This window comes from Pseudorhodoplanes sinuspersici (assembly GCF_002119765.1).
GTDB lineage: Bacteria > Pseudomonadota > Alphaproteobacteria > Rhizobiales > Xanthobacteraceae > Pseudorhodoplanes > Pseudorhodoplanes sinuspersici.
The window spans coordinates 2609231-2626738 of record NZ_CP021112.1; the positions used below are offsets into that span (position 1 = coordinate 2609231).

Genomic DNA, 17508 nt, shown 5'->3' on the forward strand with positions numbered 1-17508 from the left:
GGCTCGTTCCTCAGCGCACGTGATCGAGCAATTCGGCGCCCTGGACGACAAGCCGCTTGCCGGTCTCAAGTCCTGCAGCGATGAGAACGCGATCGGCATCCAAAGGCTCGATCCGCACCGGCCGCGGCTCGAAGCGCTCCGCATTCGTATGCTCGAAGACAAAGTCTTGACCGTTAGCGGTGCGCACGACGGCACTGCGAGGGGCGGCGATGCCGCTGCGCTTCTCGCCGGTTTCGGCAAATACGGTCACGAACTGGCCGACACGCAGATGGGTGCCTGCATCGCTGATCGAAAAATGCACCGGGACCGACTGGCTGCGATCGGCCAGACCCGAACCGCGGAAAGCGAGCCGCAGCGACTGGCCGTTGCTCGTCTTTGCAGAGGCTGAGCCGATGCCGGGAAGAACATCGAAGCTCAATGCCTCGACCCACAACTTGCCGGGCGTGACGATGTGAAAGACGATGGCATTGCTCTGGGCGATCTGACCGTTGACCGGCGTACCGTCAGCGATGACGCCGGAGACCGGCGCGATCAGCGGCACTGGCTCGCGCCGCACCGTCTCCAGTCCCGATCTGCGGTCGCGCAAGCCTTCAAGCTCGAGCTTCGTCTCCTCGACCTGCGCGCGCGCCACTGCACCGGTCGTGACCAGGCTTTCCTGCCGTGCGAGCCGCCGCTGCACGATCGCAATCTGCTGATCGAGCTCGCCCTGTTTCTGACGCATGTCGGAGACATCGATCGCCTGCAGAGGCGGTGTGACATAAGCCAGCACATCGCCCTGCTTCACGGTCGTTCCGAGGCGCGGAAAGCCGCCGCGCGGTGGCGACAGCATGCCGCCAAGAGCGGTTTGCACATAGCCGCTGGCATTTGGATCGGGGATGACGCGTCCCGGCAACTCGGTTGAGCGCTGGAACATGCCTTCCCGCGTCCGGATTGTGCGCAATCCGAAGATCCGCTGGATTGGTTTCGGCACGAAGACAGCGCCATCTGGCTGGCGCTGCGCGCGTTCTTCACTGGCCACGATTGTTGCAGGCTGTTCCTCGCCATGGCCCTCATGGGCTTGCGCATCATTTACCGCGAGCGACGCCAATCCGATGATGAGCAGGGCACCAGCCTTGCCCCTGCTGAAACGAAACACCGAAACAACAATTGCACCCAACACAAAGCCAAGCAGTGCAGCAAACAATGGCGATTGCGGCAAAGGCCCAAACACACCTGCCAACACTCCGGTCCTGGATACGGCGTTGTCCGGACCCGATATCGATGGTGAAGGAATATCGATAGTCACCGGCAATATCTCGCTGTTGCCGTTGGCGCTTACGGTGGCGATGAGATCGAGATGTCCCCCCTTGGCGATGAAGGGAGCATCGAGGCGATAAGCACCATCACCCAGCGGCTTTGCCGTCATCGGACCATCGGGTGTTTCGATTTCAATCGTAGCATCGTTGATCGGCGCATTGCTTGCGTAAGCATCGACATAGAACAGCAGCGCATTGCCCTGTGCCACGGCGACAAGCTCGATATTGTCCGAATGGGCCTCGCCGCGCGGCGATATGCTCGCGGGCGCCGCCGGCGTTTCCGGTCCGTGGTCATGGCCTTCGTGTGCCCGGACCGAAGGCGTGGCAGAAATAACGGCCAGCGTCGCTGCAATGAGCGCGCCTGTGATAGTGCGGAACATGGAACGAAATATCCTTCGCCAATGAACGGGAGAGCCTCTGCCTGCGCGGCATCGACCGCGACCGGACAAGGCAGGACGATATCCGCGTCAAAGACGCGGGTCAGGTTCAGGCGATGGATTTCGGAGGCCGCGGGGGACCACTGGTGGCAAGACTGATCGGAGGCGCGGCGTTGCGATGGCGTTCAAGCGATGCCTTTGCCATTCCGAAAACGGCAAACCACGCTGGCGCAATGACACCGCAGAAGCTTCCACAATGGCCATTGGCACAGCAGCCGCCACCGTCAGAGTGGCTGGCATGGTCGGCGCCGAGCGGAACTTGTGCGGCCGAGACCTCGAGCACCGGCTTCTGAGCGGATGACGTTGCATCAGAAACAGCCGGCGCATCGACATGGATCACCGCCGACGGGTGCACATGGCTCATATGGGCCGAAGCGTTTGCCGGGGCGAACGCTATCAGCACAGCCATGCCAAGGACCGCCAAAACGATGCGGGCCGAGATGTTGGACCAATAATCCATGCCGGCTTCTACACCGGGCCGGCCGGATTGGAAACCCGCCGGCCGCTGGAAATTTTACGAGACGAATGGTCAAGTGTGATCGAAATATGGTTATCGACGTCGGTGGATACTGGAACTGGCGATGGACCCGGCCATGCGCCAGTGCCTCTTCCGCCGCAGGCCGATAGGGGCTGGGGATGCAATGAAGGTCATGCCGACCGGAAAAAAACCACGTGGGCGCGGTTCGCACCGAACAGGACAAAACTGCACATGTTCGTCGCCATAGACCGTACCTAGAAGTTCGCCTTGTAGAGCTTGATGACATCTTCATTCCCCAACGTCTCTCCCGCCTATCGCGACTTCCTCGCCGCCTTGCCCAAGGCCGAGCTGCATCTGCATATCGAAGGCACGCTGACGCCGGAGATGAAATGGCAGCTCGCCGGGCGCAACGGCGTGTCGCTGCCTTATGCCTCTATTGATGAGATGCGCGCGGCGCAGAATTTCGAAGCGCCGGATGCTCCCGGCTATCTGAAAAAGTTCATCCAGCATTATAACGAGGGCATGTTGGTGCTGCGCACCGAGCGGGATTTCTACGACATCACGCTGTCGCATCTCGCCCGCTGCCGCGATGAGACTGTGCGCTATGTCGAGATCATGTTCGACCCGCAGCCGCATCTGATGCGCGGTGTGCCGTTCGAGGCATTCTTTGCCGGCATGGATGAGGCGCGCCGTGTCGGCGCGCGCGATTATGGCGTCGAAAGCAACTTCATCCTGTGCATCAATCGCGATCTGCCGCTCGACACCGCGCATCAGGCACTCGGTGCGGCGGCGCCGTTCCGCGATCGCATTGTCGGTTTCGGTTTGGATTCAGTTGAGGACGGCAATCCGCCGGCGAAGTTCACAGGTCTCTACGATCGGGCGCGGTCGGAAGGCTATCGGCTGACGGCGCATTGCGATGTCGATCAGCGCGATGCCGTCGGGCATATCCACGATTGCCTGAATCTCCTGAAGGTCGAGCGCATCGATCACGGCATCAACTGTATCGAGGATCCGGCGCTGGTGGATGTCCTACGCGAGCGGAAGATCTGCCTGACGGCATGTCCGACATGGCGACCGATCGATGCAATGCCGCGCCGTGTCGATCGCATTCGCACGATGTATGACCTTGGTCTGAAGGTGACGTTGAATACGGACGATCCCGGCCTGTTCTTAAGCGGTACTTTGGGCACGCTGCTGCCGCCCGTCGCCGCCACCGGCAACTTCGCGCCGGCCGACATGGCCGCCTTCATGATCAACGCCTTCGAGGCCGCCTGGCTCCCGGCTGATCGGCGCACGCGTTATGTGGAGGAGGTGCGGATGTTTGCCGACTCACAGGCTTCGTCATTAAGTTCACTGTCGTAACTGTAATCTCCGTCATGGCCGGGCTTGTCCCGGCCATCCACGTCTTCACTTCTTGTCATGAGACGTTGGATAGCGGCCGGAATTTTTAAAACAGCGATTCATACAAATCGTCCCAATCGGGATTTTCTGCATGAATCAATCTTACTTTCCACGCACGCGGCCAATGCTTGATTGTCTTCTCACGCTGGATCGTCGAGCCAACGCCACCGTGCTTTCAAAGCATACAAGACGCTTTAATCCATATCGCTTCGTAAAGCCGTCAACCAAACTGGTTCGCTGTTCGTAAAGACGTTTCGGCTAATCGTTCGTGACGCCGACGTAAAGAATACTGTCGCGCCTGTTGGACATTATGTAAATGAAGCCAGATCGTTCCATCCAGCGAGTAAAGCAAGACGTGGATGGCCGGGACAAGCCCGGCCATGACGAAACAGAAATAGCTCGGACATCAAACCGGGCGGCCGGCATTACCCTTCAAGCTCCCGATACACATCCATCTGCACATTCGGCACCATCGCGCGCCACACCTGAAAATACGCCTGTACGCGCGGATCGGATGCAAGCGATTGCCGGTTCGCCTCGATCGATTCCGGCGCGTCGTATTCGACGATCTGGATGATCTTCGTCGGGTCGTCGGCATTCTGCAGAAAGCGCACACGCATCTCGCCGAAGATGGTGGAATAGGGCGCAGTGTTCTTCATCATGGCAAACAATTGCGCCGTGTCGGCGGAGGGCAATGTGAATCTGAAATGCAGGTAGCGGCGGACGGTCTTTTCGTCGGGCATTGTTCTTGTCACTCCAGGGCGTAGCGCGCAGGCGTGAATGGGCGCACCAGCCGGGCACCAGCTTAGCCGCCGCAAGCCTGCCGCCAAGCCATCGCTTGACATTTTTTAAATATATGACTATAGTCCTAACGCTTGATCCATGAGGGGCGCTTCGCGAGGCGTTCGCAGAGTGGGATCAGGCGCGGCGCCTGCGGGCGTGGTTCGCAGCCACGCGCTCGGGCGGCGCCGGGGCTCCGCCCGGGGTTACTAAGGACCCCCGCCAGGAGCTGGCTGACACGCGTCTGCTTTTGATGGCAGCGCGCGCGAAGCGCGGCCCGGCGCTGTATGAACGCCGCTGATGGCGCGCCGGAAGGCGGCGCGTGTCGCAGCCTCGTTTGCGCAATTTGCGCGGGCGGTCTGTGGTGCGCGCGATATTCAGGAATGACCTGCGCCGTCCGGCGCGTCATCTCCCCTCGCACGCGGAGGGAACAAGGCGTGAAAGGCGCACCCCGCGCCTCAAACAACAGGGGCGCTTTTGCACGTCCTGAGTGCGGTGTTGCGCTTTTCACAGCTGTGTTGCGGGAAATGAGCCATGTGGCGCGCACGCGATACCATCTGCAAATTTTGTTAACCTTATCCCCGCACCGCACCGAAGCCCTTATACTTGCTATGAACTCCGTAACCGGGCGCCGCTTAGGGTGGGCGGCAGGGGGACTATGGAAATGAAATCAATGCGTTTGGGTCTGATTGCGCTCTCTGCCACGATGGTGTCGGGAGCCGCGCTGGCCGCCGATATTCCGCCGCGCACCACACCCGCCTATGTTGCGCCGGCCAATCCGTACGACATCATTCTCGAAATCGGCGCCGGGGCGCAGGTTGCACCGGCTTATGAAGGCGCGAGCGTCAACCAGGCCCAGCCCTTCCCGGTGTTCAAGCTGCATTATCTGGCGATTCCGGGTTTCGCCCCGATCACCAACAGCCGCTTCGACCAGGGTTTTTCGTTCTCGCCATCGTTTCGTTATATCTCTAAACGCAAGGCGTCGGACTATTCGCAGCTTGCCGGCCTGAACGATGTCGACGCAACCTTCGAACTCGGCGGCAAGTTCGCCTACACCTTCGGCATCATCCGCCCATGGGTGGCGGTGCGTCAGGGCTTCGGCGGATCGGACGGCGTTGTCGGCGAAACCGGCCTCGATTTCATCTGGCGGCCCGATCCGGTGATGGAATTGACCCTCGGTCCACGCGCCAGCTTCGCCACCAGCGCTTACATGGAAGCTTATTTCGGCGTGACGCCTGCGGAGGCTGCACGGTCGCCGTTCTTGACGGCCTATTCGCCGGGCGGCGGCTTCAAGGGCGTCGGCGCTGAATTGAGTGCCCGATACGAAGTTTCGTCGGAATGGGCCGTGGTCGGCAAGCTGGCTTACGAGAAGCTGATCGGCGATGCCGCCGATTCGCCAATCGTGAAAGTCGGCGACGAGAACCAGTGGACCGCGCAGGTCGGCCTCAGCTACAAATTCGGGATGAGGCTGTTCGGGAATTAACGCTCCGAACTGGACGGCACTGGCGCCGGCGCGATTTCGGAAAATCGCGTCAGGCGGATCACCGGCAGGATCCCCACGGCGACGATCAGCAACGCGGCGAGTGCGCCCTCCTCGAAGCTGCCGCGCGTCGCGTACTGGTAGATGTAGGTCGACAGCGTCTCGACATTGAGCGGACGCAACAGCAGCGTCGCCGGCAACTCCTTCAGGCAATCGACGAACACGAGCAGCGCAGCGCCGCCCAGTGCCGGCCGTGCCAACGGGATGTGGATCAGCCAGGCGATCCCGGCCGGCCGGACGCCGAGGGTGCGGGCGACGTCATCGATTTCGGTCGCAATCCGCGCCAGTCCGGCCTGCGCCGAGCCGGTCGCGATCGCGAGAAAGCGCGTCACATACGCGATCACCAGGGCCGCACTCGACCCGGCGATGACGAGGCCCAGATGCGGGCCACCGAAAAATGCAGATATCGCATTGAGGACGTTATCGGTGCCGACGAGCGGCGAGAGCAGACCGAGCGCCAGCACCGTACCGGGAATCGCGTAGCCCATGCCGGCAATCGTCAGACAGGCGAAAGCGAGCTTGCCGCGGATCAACCGGACCGCGAGCGCGGCGGCGAGGCCAAGCGTGATGGCGATCGCCGTCGCTATTGCCGCCAGCGTCACGGTGGTGATGGTGTGGCGGATGAGGTCGTGATCAAAACCGATCAGCAGCCCGCGCTGAACCACTTCGTAGGCGAGAAAGAACAAGGGAAAGAAAAAGCCGAGCGCCACAGGTAGCAGGCAGATGGCGAGCGATACATAGGCCGGGCGGCCCTTCAGCGGAATGCGCGGTACGTAACGCTGCCGCCGCAGCGAGACGATGAAGCGGCGGTGACGCCTGCCGTAACGCTCCAGTGCCATCAGCGCGATCACGATCACCAGCATCACGCAGGCGATCTGCGCCGCCCCCGGCAGGCTCGACCGGTTGATCCAGGTGGTGAAGATAGACAGCGTCAGCGTCTGCACACCGAGATATTCGCTGGCGCCGATATCGTTCAACGCTTCGAGGAGAGCGAGTGAAAGCCCCACCGCAAGTGCCGGGCGTGCAAGGGGCAAGGCCACATGCCGCGCCAGCATAATCCGGGTCGCGCCCAGCGTGCGTGCGACTTCGATCAGAGACGCGCTTTGCGTCTGAAACATCGCGCGGGCCGCGAGATAGACGTAAGGGTAGAGCACGAGGCTCATCACGAGGATCGCGCCCGGCAGCGAGCGGATCTGCGGAAACCAGTATTCGGCGGCGGTGCGGAAACCGAACATATAGCGGAATGCCGATTGCACCGGGCCTGCTGCATCGAAAATGTCAGCATAGACATAGGCGACGATATACGTCGGGAAGGCGAGCGGCAGCGGCAGCAGCCAACTCAAGGTCGCGCGGCCGGGAAAATCGTAAGCGGTCACGATCCAGGCGGCGCCGATGCCGATGATAGCCGTGAGCACCGCCACGCCGGCGAGCAGGCCCGCCGTGTCGATCGCCGCATTGGGCACCACATAAGTCCAAAGATGATGCCAAATCTCATCATCGCCCTGCCAGGCAATGGCGATCAGCGTGATCAGCGGCGCAATGACAGCGGCGGCAAGGAGCAGGAGGAAGATGCGCGCAAAGACGTGACGTGGCCAGTGCAACCAATGCGACAAGTCTGGAAGATCGCTTACGCTTGCATGCGCCATCTTGAACCTAAATCACCGAGCGCCGTCTCCGCGGTTGCAGAGACGGCGCCGTTGTTATGTCGACGGTATCAATTGTCGAAGCCGACCTTGTCGACCAGATTGGCGGCGGCTTTCTTGTATTCGGCGATCTTCGCCAGCGGCAGCGTGTCAGGCTTGAGCGGCCCATAACCGGCAATGATGTCGTTGACCTTGATGCCGGTTTTCACCGGATACTCGTAATTGGTGTCAGCGTACATATGCTGTGCCGTATCGCCAGCCAGCCACTCGATCAGCTTCATGGCGTTGGCTTTGTTCGGCGCGTTTTTGGCCAGCACGACACCGGAGACATTCACATGGGTGCCGCCATCGGCGAAGGTCGGCAGGATCACGCGGGTGGCTTCCGCCCAATCCTTCTGGTTGGCACTGTTTTTCATCAGCGCCCAGTAATAGGTGTTGCCGATGCCGATGTCGCACTTGCCGGCCGCGACGTCGCGCGCCTGCTCACGATCGCCGCCCGACGGCTTCTGCGCCAGATTGGCTTTCACGCCGCGCAGCCATTCCTCGGCTTTCGCTTCGCCGTGCTTGGCGATCATCGCGGCAATCAGCGCATTGTTGTAGATGTGCTGACCGGAGCGGATGCAGATCTTGCCTTTCCACTTCGGATCGGCGAGTTCTTCATAGGTGATCGCGTCCTGCTTCACGCGATCCTTCGACGCATACACCACGCGTGCACGCGTTGACACCCCGACCCAGTGGCCTTCCGGATCGCGATATTGCGCCGGCACGGTTTTGTCGACGACGGCAGACTTGATCGGTTGCGTGATGCCGGCTTGCACCGCATCTTCAAGGCGGCCAATGTCGACAGTCAGCAGAACATCGGCGGGGCTGTTCGCGCCTTCGGTCTTGATGCGCTGCTCGAGGCCGGAGGATGCCGAGACCACATTCACCTTGATGCCGGTGTCCTTGGTGAAGGCATCGAACAGCGGCTGGATCAGCTTCTGCTCGCGATAGGTGTAGACATTCACTTCGCCCTGAGCGGACGCGAGCGAAGGAGCGCAGAAAGCGATCAAGCTTGCGCCAAGGGCTGACGCCAGCAGGCGGGCCTTATTCGACGGCATGGTGTTCTCCCGGTTTGGATTGCAGCACCTAATGAACGGGGAACAGCAATGGTCAAGGCAAATTCCGTTTGAATTTCAATATATTAGAATTATTCCAGGCTGACTTTGTCTGGAATGAGTCCAAATAAAGGGCTTTCCTTTTGAAGGGACAGAAGATTGCGCGGGGTTACGATTCCGAGGGCTGGATTGAACGGCTGCAGCCAAATGTCTCACCTGGTCGCGGCGAGCCTGTTCACTGGTGTTTTGGGCGCCAAGGCGATTTCCGCGATCAACTTGCCGATCAAAGCCTGCCCAAAGGACTGGAAATTCTCGGCGACGGCGACGAATGCACCGGGACCGCCAATGACATTGTCCTGAAAATATTTGGCGAGGCCGCCCGGGGGATTGGTGTGTTCGGGGTTCCAGGCGAGCGGCCGGTCGCTGAGAATGACAAGTCCGTTGATGGTGACGCCCAGCGCCAGAGCATCTTCCCGGGCCGAGAGCAGCCCGCGTCCAGAATTGTGCGTGCCGTCGCCCGAGATGTCGATTGTGCGGCGCTGCGATTGAAAGGGTGCGCGCGCGAGTTGTTCGACAGAGAAATCGATCGCGCCGCTGATCGAGGTACGGTCGGCAAACGGCCGCGGCGCTTCGACCAATGCGTCGGAAAATTTGCGCGCCGCATTGGCGCCGTCGATCAGCGTCCAATCAATGATGACCTTCTGTGCGGTGGCGCCGGACCACTCGACAAAACAAATTGCGATCCGCCGGTTGGCGCCGGACATGATGGCATCAAGCACCCGTGGGTCCTTGAGCGCTGACGCATAGCCGTCTCGCTGAAGCTGGAACTTCGGTTCGTCGATGCTGCGGGACACATCGGCTGCCAGCACCAGCAGCAGGTCGACAATTTCGGCACCGCGCGCGGCCGGAGCTGCGCTTACGAATATGAAAGCGGTGAGAAGGGCGCGGAGGAAGGCCATCAAATGCTTGCCTCGCAGAACTTGGAACCGACCGGCAACCTCATCCTAGCGTATGATCCGTCAACGTGAAATCACGCCGCCGACAGATCGTGTGCCTAAGCAAATACATAAGTCTGCAACGGAGGCGCAGCGTCTTAGGCCTGCAGGCCTATTTCGCCAAAACGCGCGCGGCGGGGAAGACGATTTCGACCATCGTGCCGGAATTCACCGCGCTTTTGATTGAAAACTGTGCGCGATTGGCCTCGGTCAGCGCCTTCGTCAATGGAAGGCCAAGACCGGTACCGCCGGATTTTGCGGATGTGGCGAGTTGTCGAAACGGCTGCAGCGCTGTTTCGATATCCTGCTCGCTCATGCCGATACCGGTGTCGCGGACGCGTAACATCACATCACCGCGATCGGTCGCCGCCGTCGACACGATCACTTGTCCGCCGGCGCTTGTGAACTTGATCGAGTTCGACAGCAGGTTGAGAATGATCTGACGCACTGAACGCGGGTCGGCGACGATGCCGGGCACGTTCATCGACAGGGCGGTGCGGATGATGACGCGGGCGCGATTGGCTTGTGCCTGCATGATCGCAACGGATTGCTGGGTCAGATCGTTGAGGTTCACCCGTTCGAAACTCAGCTCCATCTTGCCGGCTTCGATTTTCGACAGATCGAGCAGGTCGTTCAGCAGAGAAACAAGGTGTGATCCGGAAGCCTTGATGTCTTTCAGATAGTCACGATAGCGATCGTTACCGATTGGACCAAAGCGCTCTTCCGTCATCACGTCGGAAAAGCCGATGATGGCGTTGAGCGGCGTTCGCATTTCATGGCTGATCCTGGCCAGGAATTCGGATTTCGCGGATGAGGCTTTTTCCGCCTGCTGCCGTGCCGTGGTCAAATCTTTCTCAGCGTTCTTCCAGCGCGTGATGTCACGAAAAATGGCGCAAAAGCGTGCGCTATTCTGATCGACGCGCGCCAGCAGCACGTTGAGAAACAGAAGGCTGCCATGCCGTCGCCGGCCGATGAATTCACGGCCATCATCGATCGGCCCGGCGCTACCACCCTTAGTCAGTCGCTCGAGGCTTGCGCTGGCGGCGCGTTCGTTGTCCGGTGCGAACAGGCTGGTGAAGGAGTGTCCGGGCAGTTCCTCCTTGTCATAACCAAACAACCGTGCAGCCCCCGCATTGGCTTCGAGAATCTGCCCGTTGCGGTCGATCACGACAACGCCGTCTGTTGCGATGTCGAGAAGTGACGACAAGCTAGTTGTCGCATCTGCACCGGTCGTCGGCCGCCAAGCCGCATTGGGAAACAGCACCAGCGCCATTGCGTCTTCGTCGTCGATTGGAAGCGTCACAAGTCGTCCATCCATCGACGTGTGACTCGCGGGCGCGGCGATGCGCAGCGACTGTCCGTTGTCGCGATCAGACGACGCAGTCTCGACTGTTTCGATGAAGAGAGAGTCGAGGCCGCCGGCTTGTGCAAAATCGCCGATGGATGCGTAGCCCGTCAGCTTCAAGAATGCCGGGTTTGCATAAATGAAGCTGTTGAGGCGATAGATCAGTAAGCCGACGGGAAGACGATCAAGGATAGGTGTCTGCAGCGAGAGATCGTTTTCCGAACGCCACAGATCGCGCGCGGTCTGTTCATTTGGGTAGATATCGGTCAGTGTGACATCCGATAAAGAAAACTGCTCTATCGTGACTTTTTCGATCTGACCGCGCGCAAGCTCATCGGCGCCTTTGAGGCGCATCGCCAGGCGGCTTGTCAGTTCCTGAAAAGCGGTTTGTTCGGCGACCGCCGGGACGAGGACGGGCGCGTCCTGTCCGATCGCGCGGAAGGGGACGACGTTTTCGGGTGTTGCGGCGACATCTTCCGGCTCGGTTTCAACAGGCAACGCGACCCGCTCTTCAACCTTCGGTACCAGAGAATGGATATCTGCCGCCGTTTCGGCATGGGCGGGCGCAGGCTGTACGCTGACATCTGCAGGATTGGCGTTATCTGCATGATCTGCCAGGGGCTGATCGCGCCACACACCCCATCCCCGATAGCCGCAGAACAAGCGTTCTTGATCAAGGGCAGGAATGCCGCAAAGCTCGATTTTGATGCGCTGGCCCTCTTTCGTCGGCCAGTCGACATCGATTCCGCTCCAGGTGTCGCGTGACACCATCGCGTGAGCGATACGTCCTTCCGGATCTAGCGCAAGCTTGGCGGAAACCTCGTTCCAGAAGCGGCCCATGAGACCCGCCGTGCGCGGTCCTGCAATGCAGAGGAAATCGTGATCTGTGATCGTGAATCTGTTTTCGGCGTCAGTTTCCCAGACGAAACGCAGGGGATGACGTCGCTGATGGCGATCGCTTTTCTGTTCGGCAGACTGTTGCGAACCAGGCGCGATCGCATCTTCGGCGTCAGATTGGACTACATCCTTGTGCCGCGGCGCATCGACGTGTTGCGAGGGGTCATGCGAAGGGTGGTCCACAGTCATTGCCGCCATGGCGTCGGCAATGGGAGACAGATCGACCGTGTTTTCGGCTGTCGCGTCGCTAATGGATATATTGGCTTCTTGCGACTGCCGGCTATTTTCGTCGGAGAGCAGCAAGAGGGTAACGGCATCTGCGCCTTCGCCTACGTACAGGGTTTCATCCCGTCCATGGACATCCGCAAGCAACGTTGCGCCAGCAAGATACCTCGCAGCGGATGGCGTGGCGTGAAGGAGATTGCCGTCCGGATCGAAGGCGGCAATGGCTTCGTCACTTTCGATCAAACGGCGCGCACGCTCGAACAATGTCAGGCAGAGATTGCAGGGTTCTGCAGCAGCGACGAGGATTGCGGTTGCGGATGCAACAGTCATTTTTGAGCACGCACAGATCAGCGGCCGGCCAAAGGGCATGCCCATCCCGCGCAATCGTTCAAGGCGCGGAGTGCCGTCCTGCCGAAGCGTCGCCGCGCTGCGGGCGACCTGTCTCGCGATGTCGGTGTTCTCGAAGGATGCCGCCATGGCGGCGCTGCTCGATGCGAATCCGAACAGGGCTGCGCCGGCGGGATTTGCAAACAGCAGCTTTGTACCGGAGGGGTCAAACAGCCAGATCGGCAGCCCGCTTGTCGCATGCACGGCCAATCTCGGGTCGCGCAGGATATCCAGCTGAGCTGATCGATGACGCATCCAGTAAGACCTCGATCTCGCGGCGATTCGCTTGGAAAGACAGTATTTTAATGGATTGTTAATAGTCGCCGTCGCCGTGCCCGTCCATCCAGCGGGGATACCGCCCCGCGAATAACCTTAACCGTCGTAAATTTTTCGATGGCTTTGACGAAACTGTGTCACGAAAACAAGGTTAGAATACCGATTACATTCGCCATTTCACCGCGAAATCGAGGACGTGATGGATACGACAAAGCCGTTTGAAATTCCGGCCGACATGCGCAAGTTCGCGGAGCAGAGCATGGAGCAGGCCCGCAAGGCCTTCGATAATTTCGTCACCGCAGCCCAGCAGGCGATGAGCGATCTGGAAGGGCGCGCTCAGACGGCCCGTTCGGGGGCGATCGATGTCAGTGGACGGGCCATGACCTTCGCCGAGCGCAACATGGCGGCATCTTTCGAGTTCGCCCAGAACCTGGTGCGTGCCAGGACGGCCGAAGACGTTCTCCGCCTGCAAACCGAATATGTAAAAGCGCAAATTCAGGCGCTGAATGAACAGACCAAAGAACTGGCGGAGGCGACTGCCAAAGTCGCAAAGGACACGACCCAGCCTCGCTCTTAGGTTTGGGGTGCCATGAAACCTTTTGTCTTAAGTCCTAGAAAAATCTATGGAATTTTTGCATCGCAATATCTTTGTTGCGTTGCACCATAACGTGTGCTACTAAAGTTATGCAGCCAGCAACCGCAAACTCCAAAGGATACGCCCATGACTGAGGCGACCACAATGAAGAAGCCGGCAACGGTGTTCGATACGCCGGCGCTGGAATTTCCCACTTTCGAAATGCCCAAGATGGAAATCCCGGCCGCTTTCCGCGAATTCGCTGAAAAGAGCGTTTCGCAGGCCAAGGACAATTGGGAAAAGATGAAGGCGGTCACCGAAGAGGCGACCGACATGATCGAGACCAGCTATTCGACCGCCTCCAAGGGTGCTGCGGATTATGGGCTTGCCGTGATCGACGCGGCGCGCGCCAACACCAACGCGGCGTTCGACTTCTACAGTCAAGCCATGACCGTGAAGTCGCTGTCCGAAATGATCGAATTGTCAACCTCGCACGCCCGCAAGCAATTCGAGACCGTTGCTGCGCAGTCGAAAGATCTGACGGCGCTGGCGCAGAAGGTTGCTGCCGAGTCGATCGAGCCGCTCAAGTCGGGTATGACCACGGCGTTCAACAAGGCCTCCTGACCCGGCCTTTCTTGTGGAAATCCGAGGTCCGGGCCGCCTGGTCCGGACCTTTTTCTTTGGTGGCTGAGGTGTCGAAGCTTGCTTGCCAAAGCGGCCTCGACCCCCTAGTTTCCGCCCGTCTTCACTGGCCGGAGCGTCGGTCAAAGACGCCCGGCGGTATGACGTCGGTGTGCAGCTGTAGCTCAGTTGGTTAGAGCGCCTGACTGTGGATCAGGAGGTCGGAGGTTCAAGTCCCCCCAGCTGTACCAGCAAAATCATGTGTCCGGCCCGGACACATCGGCAACAGACCGTACCTAAGACCTAGGTGACAACCTCGTGCCGAACGGGTTGTCGGTGGGTCGCAAGGTTTTCTGCTCCAGATCGAAATATCCCAGGTCGTAACGCATACAGGCGGGCGACGAACCGAACGGATGTTCATTCCTCATGCCGCGTCAAAACTGACGGAGACGCGGCCAATCGGATGGAGGGTCCAGGCCAACTGGCGATCAGACGCTTCCAGAAATTGCGGCGCTGTAACCGATCCGGCGATGATGAGATCGCCCGCTTGCAGTCTTCGGCCAAAAGCGCCCAGCGTTCGCGCGACCTGCGTTACAATAATCCTGAGCGATCCCGTATTCGCTTCAAGGTCATCTGGAACATCGATTTCCCTGGCTGAGCGAACAAGATGTCCTTTGACTCCGTCCAGACGAGCGCCTGCGCGAGAGGTGTCACGCGGGCCAAATATCACATGGCGCTGAAAGATATCGCCTGCGAGGATGGCCTCCACGTCGTCCACAGGACCGTCAACATCGGCGAGTTCGATCGCAGGACCGATTGCTGCGATCGCGTCCACGATGTCGCGTTCGCTTGCGTCCGGCGCGACGTCACGGCCGATTTCAATGGCGATTTCCGGTTCGGCTGCTGGTTTGGTCCATGATGCAATCGAAACAGCCGCCCCGCTATCGAGAACAGCGCTGTCCAGGAGAAACCCGACCAGAGGGGCGGTAATGCCAAGTTTTTCCATGGCGGCTGGTGCGCCGAAGCCGACTTTCCAGCCGATGCGCCGCGCGCCGGAGCGCTCCCGTTCTTGAAGCAATGCGAATTGCCGGCGCATCCCCTGCGCGATTCTGGGATCGTCCAATATTGCTGTCATGAATGGCTCTTTGGGTCGACCTCATAACCGGAGGCTTCGATTGAGCCGGCGCCCATCCAGCCCCAGACCAGAACAACATCCTCACTCGAAGTGTTGTTGAAGCCGTGCCAGCATCCGCGCGGTGAATAAACCACATCGCCCTTATGGGACGGTTTGTCACCCTCCTCGGTATAGATGTGACCGCTTCCCTGCAGAACGATGAAGAACTCGTCGCAGTGATGATGGCGATGACTTTCATGCCTTGCGCCCGGCTTCAGCACGGTCCAGCCAACAACATGATCGGCGCCAGCGGACTTCTTGTCGACCAGGAACTGCACCTGCATGTCGACCCAGCCATCCTTTCGAGAAAGGCCTTCGACTTTCGGGACATTGTTGAGATTGGTTCGGAAGAGCTTTGGTGCAGTCATCGCGATTGTCCTCCGAGACGCCGGTAAACTTCGTGGGCGGTTACAAAATCGTTGTGATCGATGCCGAGCCCACGGCATGCATTCATCATTTCGTTCGCTGCCGCCGCCAAGGGCACAGGGCTGCCGAGCTTGCGACCCATATCCAAAGCGAGGATCATATCTTTTTGCTGAAGGGTTACGTCTGCCAGCGGCACCGCCGGCATTTTCCCTTCGAGAATGAAGGGGCCCCGATATCCAAGAACCGGGGAGGCTGCGACACTCTTCAGGATGGCGTCGAGCGCTGCTTCGCGCGATACACCGCCCTTTTCTGCGAGCGCCACTGCTTCGCCAAAGGCAATCACCTCGACCATCAAAAGCAGGTTCACGGCGATTTTCATTTTTACCGCGAGCCCACTGGCGCCGATGTGGGTGACCTTCGGTCCGATCGCGAGAAGGATCGGCTTTACTTTCTCGAATGCATCCTTGTCGCCGCCCACCATGACTGACGCGTTGCCTTGCGCCAAAGTGACGGGCGAGCCGGAAATTGGGGCATCCAGCATAACGAGATTTCGTTTTGCGAATTCGTCTGCAACCTGTCGCGTCACGTCCGGCGAAATCGTACTCATGTCGATGTAGATACTGCCGGGTTTCAGTCCGGAGATGATGCCGTCAGGCCCAAGCGCGACGCTGCGGACGGCGTCACCATCCGTTACAACAGAGAATACAACATCGGATGCTTCCGCGACGGCGCGAGGGCTATCCGCCCATGCCATGCCGCTTTCGATGAGAGCTTTTGCTTTGTCCTTTGTGCGGTTCCAGCCTGTGACATGGAAACCTGCCGCCTGTAGCCGGGGCACCATGCCGAGGCCCATGATGCCGAGGCCCACAAATCCTACTTTCACACTTCCTCTCCTGCTGCTTTTTTCTGTTCTGCGATCGACACGCGAAATCGTTTCGTTGAATTGCGAACAATCATTTCGACTGGCAGCAACACATGACTTGCCAACGCACTGGGGGTCTCGATTTTTTCAACCATGACCTCAGCGGCCTCGAATCCTGCCTTGTAGTGTTGCACGCGCACGGTTGTCAGGGCGGGCGACAGCCGGTCGGCCAACGGCATGTCGTTAAAGCCCGTGACCGAGACGCCTTCGGGGCATTCGATATGATGGCGTCGAAACGAAGCGATCGCGCCAATGGCGAGTCTATCGTTTGCGCACAAGACCGCAGTGAAAGGATGCCCGCTGACCAGAAGCTCCTCTGCGCAACGCTCGCCTTCCATTTCATTGAAGGCCTTGGCGAAGGAGACGAGAGATGGGCGAGCCTGCAATCCGATATTTTCCTTGTGCCGAATATAAGCATGGTAACGATTGGCGCCGGTCGAGACCGTTTGCGGGCCGGCGATACACGCGATATCGCGATGGCCGAGGGAGACGAGGTGAGTGAGTAACTGACCAATTCCATCGTCCTCGTCGTGCACGACCGAGGAGAAACGCAGGTCGTCAGTGCGGCGGCTGACGGTGACCACCGGTATCCCCGCCGATAGTTGCGACACCATTTTGTCGCTCTGCAGAACGCTGGCGAGAATTAACCCATCCACGCCCCGCGTGCGCATGATCTCGAGGATTTTCATGTGCCGACGGGAATTGCCATCAGTGTTGGCGAGCATGGCGACATAACCGTGCTGGCTCAGTCCGTCTTCGATACCGCGAATGATGGGAGGGAAAACGGGGTCAGTGATATCCGGAACGACGACACCGATCGTTCGGGACCGGTTCGTTTTCAGATGATAGGCGGCCGTATTCTGCTGATATCCCAGCCGTTTGCTGGCCTTTTGTATTTTCTTGGTGAGATCGGCTGCGACAGGGTGTCGGCTATGCGGGTCAAGGGCGCGCGATACGGTCGACACATGAACGCCGACTTCGCGCGCAAGATCCTTCAGGCTGACCCGCGCTTTTCGTGGCGGCTTTGTTGGATTGCCCGGCATTATTCTTCGCAC

Annotated in this window: 15 protein-coding genes, 1 tRNA gene and 1 pseudogene; 5 read left to right on the forward strand and 12 right to left on the reverse strand. The window is 59.5% G+C overall.

Annotated features, from left to right (window positions below; translation table 11 throughout):
* Positions 1-10 precede the first annotated feature (10 nt).
* Together CAK95_RS12610 and CAK95_RS12615 are read right to left on the reverse strand one after the other, a co-directional pair.
* Positions 11-1675, reverse strand: coding sequence for an efflux RND transporter periplasmic adaptor subunit (locus CAK95_RS12610; RefSeq protein ID WP_086088229.1), 1665 nt, complete (start codon positions 1673-1675; stop codon positions 11-13).
* A 106-nt stretch (positions 1676-1781) separates the two neighbouring features.
* The gene (locus CAK95_RS12615; RefSeq protein ID WP_086088230.1) at positions 1782-2192 is read right to left on the reverse strand and encodes a hypothetical protein; all 411 of its coding nucleotides are present in this window, start codon (positions 2190-2192) and stop codon (positions 1782-1784) included.
* 297 nt (positions 2193-2489) lie between these two features.
* On the opposite strand from CAK95_RS12615, the gene add reads away from it, so the two are divergent.
* Positions 2490-3572, forward strand: coding sequence for an adenosine deaminase (gene add / locus CAK95_RS12620; protein WP_086088231.1), 1083 nt, complete (start codon positions 2490-2492; stop codon positions 3570-3572).
* 85 nt (positions 3573-3657) lie between these two features.
* Here the strand turns inward: add and CAK95_RS29970 are convergent.
* Together CAK95_RS29970 and CAK95_RS12630 are read right to left on the reverse strand one after the other, a co-directional pair.
* A pseudogene (locus CAK95_RS29970) lies at positions 3658-3993 on the reverse strand (GIY-YIG nuclease family protein).
* Between the two features lie 43 nt (positions 3994-4036).
* Positions 4037-4354, reverse strand: coding sequence for a hypothetical protein (locus CAK95_RS12630; protein ID WP_086088232.1), 318 nt, complete (start codon positions 4352-4354; stop codon positions 4037-4039).
* A 710-nt stretch (positions 4355-5064) separates the two neighbouring features.
* Here CAK95_RS12630 and CAK95_RS12635 point away from each other — a divergent pair.
* Entirely contained in the window at positions 5065-5874 is an 810-nt protein-coding gene (locus CAK95_RS12635; protein WP_157699609.1) for a MipA/OmpV family protein, read from the forward strand.
* Here the strand turns inward: CAK95_RS12635 and CAK95_RS12640 are convergent.
* The 4 genes from CAK95_RS12640 to CAK95_RS12655 all read right to left on the reverse strand — a co-directional run bounded on the left by CAK95_RS12640 (position 5871) and on the right by CAK95_RS12655 (position 12724).
* Entirely contained in the window at positions 5871-7544 is a 1674-nt protein-coding gene (locus CAK95_RS12640) for an ABC transporter permease (protein ID WP_245303739.1), read from the reverse strand. The genes CAK95_RS12635 and CAK95_RS12640 overlap by 4 nt on opposite strands.
* A 101-nt stretch (positions 7545-7645) precedes the next feature.
* Entirely contained in the window at positions 7646-8674 is a 1029-nt protein-coding gene (locus CAK95_RS12645; protein ID WP_086088235.1) for a Fe(3+) ABC transporter substrate-binding protein, read from the reverse strand.
* A 209-nt stretch (positions 8675-8883) separates the two neighbouring features.
* Positions 8884-9630, reverse strand: coding sequence for a DUF1194 domain-containing protein (locus CAK95_RS12650; RefSeq protein WP_086088236.1), 747 nt, complete (start codon positions 9628-9630; stop codon positions 8884-8886).
* A 148-nt stretch (positions 9631-9778) separates the two neighbouring features.
* Positions 9779-12724, reverse strand: a complete 2946-nt coding sequence (locus CAK95_RS12655; protein ID WP_183044254.1) for a PAS domain S-box protein — start codon at positions 12722-12724, stop codon at positions 9779-9781.
* 331 nt (positions 12725-13055) lie between these two features.
* On the opposite strand from CAK95_RS12655, the gene CAK95_RS12660 reads away from it, so the two are divergent.
* The 3 genes from CAK95_RS12660 to CAK95_RS12670 all read left to right on the forward strand — a co-directional run bounded on the left by CAK95_RS12660 (position 13056) and on the right by CAK95_RS12670 (position 14242).
* Positions 13056-13373, forward strand: a complete 318-nt coding sequence (locus tag CAK95_RS12660; RefSeq protein ID WP_245303740.1) for a phasin family protein — start codon at positions 13056-13058, stop codon at positions 13371-13373.
* Positions 13374-13517: 144 nt separating this feature from the next.
* A complete protein-coding gene (locus CAK95_RS12665) occupies positions 13518-13994 on the forward strand; it encodes a phasin (RefSeq protein WP_086088239.1) in 477 nt (158 codons plus the stop codon).
* 171 nt (positions 13995-14165) lie between these two features.
* Positions 14166-14242 (forward strand) — tRNA-His (locus CAK95_RS12670).
* 173 nt (positions 14243-14415) lie between these two features.
* Here the strand turns inward: CAK95_RS12670 and CAK95_RS12675 are convergent.
* Genes CAK95_RS12675 through CAK95_RS12690 form a run of 4 tightly spaced genes read right to left on the reverse strand, consistent with a single transcriptional unit; the run spans position 14416 to position 17496 of the window.
* The gene (locus CAK95_RS12675) at positions 14416-15126 is read right to left on the reverse strand and encodes a hypothetical protein (RefSeq protein WP_120265404.1); all 711 of its coding nucleotides are present in this window, start codon (positions 15124-15126) and stop codon (positions 14416-14418) included.
* Positions 15123-15533, reverse strand: coding sequence for a cupin domain-containing protein (locus tag CAK95_RS12680; protein ID WP_157699610.1), 411 nt, complete (start codon positions 15531-15533; stop codon positions 15123-15125). The genes CAK95_RS12675 and CAK95_RS12680 overlap by 4 nt, the downstream gene beginning before the upstream one ends.
* Positions 15530-16414, reverse strand: a complete 885-nt coding sequence (locus CAK95_RS12685) for an NAD(P)-dependent oxidoreductase (RefSeq protein ID WP_120265405.1) — start codon at positions 16412-16414, stop codon at positions 15530-15532. The genes CAK95_RS12680 and CAK95_RS12685 overlap by 4 nt, the downstream gene beginning before the upstream one ends.
* A complete protein-coding gene (locus tag CAK95_RS12690; protein ID WP_086088243.1) occupies positions 16411-17496 on the reverse strand; it encodes a LacI family DNA-binding transcriptional regulator in 1086 nt (361 codons plus the stop codon). Before CAK95_RS12690 ends, CAK95_RS12685 begins: the two co-directional genes overlap by 4 nt.
* Between the last annotated feature and the right edge of the window lie 12 nt (positions 17497-17508).

Excerpts from the sequence above, each read along its gene's own strand:
- CAK95_RS12660 (WP_245303740.1), top strand. The coding sequence starts at position 13,056 with ATGGAGCAGGCCCGCAAGGCCTTCGATAATTTCGTCACCGCAGCCCAG.
- CAK95_RS12635 (WP_157699609.1), top strand. The coding sequence starts at position 5,065 with ATGCGTTTGGGTCTGATTGCGCTCTCTGCCACGATGGTGTCGGGAGCC.
- CAK95_RS12680 (WP_157699610.1), bottom strand. The coding sequence starts at position 15,533 with ATGACTGCACCAAAGCTCTTCCGAACCAATCTCAACAATGTCCCGAAA.
- CAK95_RS12610 (WP_086088229.1), bottom strand. The coding sequence starts at position 1,675 with ATGTTCCGCACTATCACAGGCGCGCTCATTGCAGCGACGCTGGCCGTT.
- CAK95_RS12665 (WP_086088239.1), top strand. The coding sequence starts at position 13,518 with ATGACTGAGGCGACCACAATGAAGAAGCCGGCAACGGTGTTCGATACG.
- CAK95_RS12690 (WP_086088243.1), bottom strand. The coding sequence starts at position 17,496 with ATGCCGGGCAATCCAACAAAGCCGCCACGAAAAGCGCGGGTCAGCCTG.
- CAK95_RS12650 (WP_086088236.1), bottom strand. The coding sequence starts at position 9,630 with ATGGCCTTCCTCCGCGCCCTTCTCACCGCTTTCATATTCGTAAGCGCA.
- add (WP_086088231.1), top strand. The coding sequence starts at position 2,490 with ATGACATCTTCATTCCCCAACGTCTCTCCCGCCTATCGCGACTTCCTC.
- CAK95_RS12645 (WP_086088235.1), bottom strand. The coding sequence starts at position 8,674 with ATGCCGTCGAATAAGGCCCGCCTGCTGGCGTCAGCCCTTGGCGCAAGC.
- CAK95_RS12615 (WP_086088230.1), bottom strand. The coding sequence starts at position 2,192 with ATGGATTATTGGTCCAACATCTCGGCCCGCATCGTTTTGGCGGTCCTT.
- CAK95_RS12630 (WP_086088232.1), bottom strand. The coding sequence starts at position 4,354 with ATGCCCGACGAAAAGACCGTCCGCCGCTACCTGCATTTCAGATTCACA.
- CAK95_RS12675 (WP_120265404.1), bottom strand. The coding sequence starts at position 15,126 with ATGACAGCAATATTGGACGATCCCAGAATCGCGCAGGGGATGCGCCGG.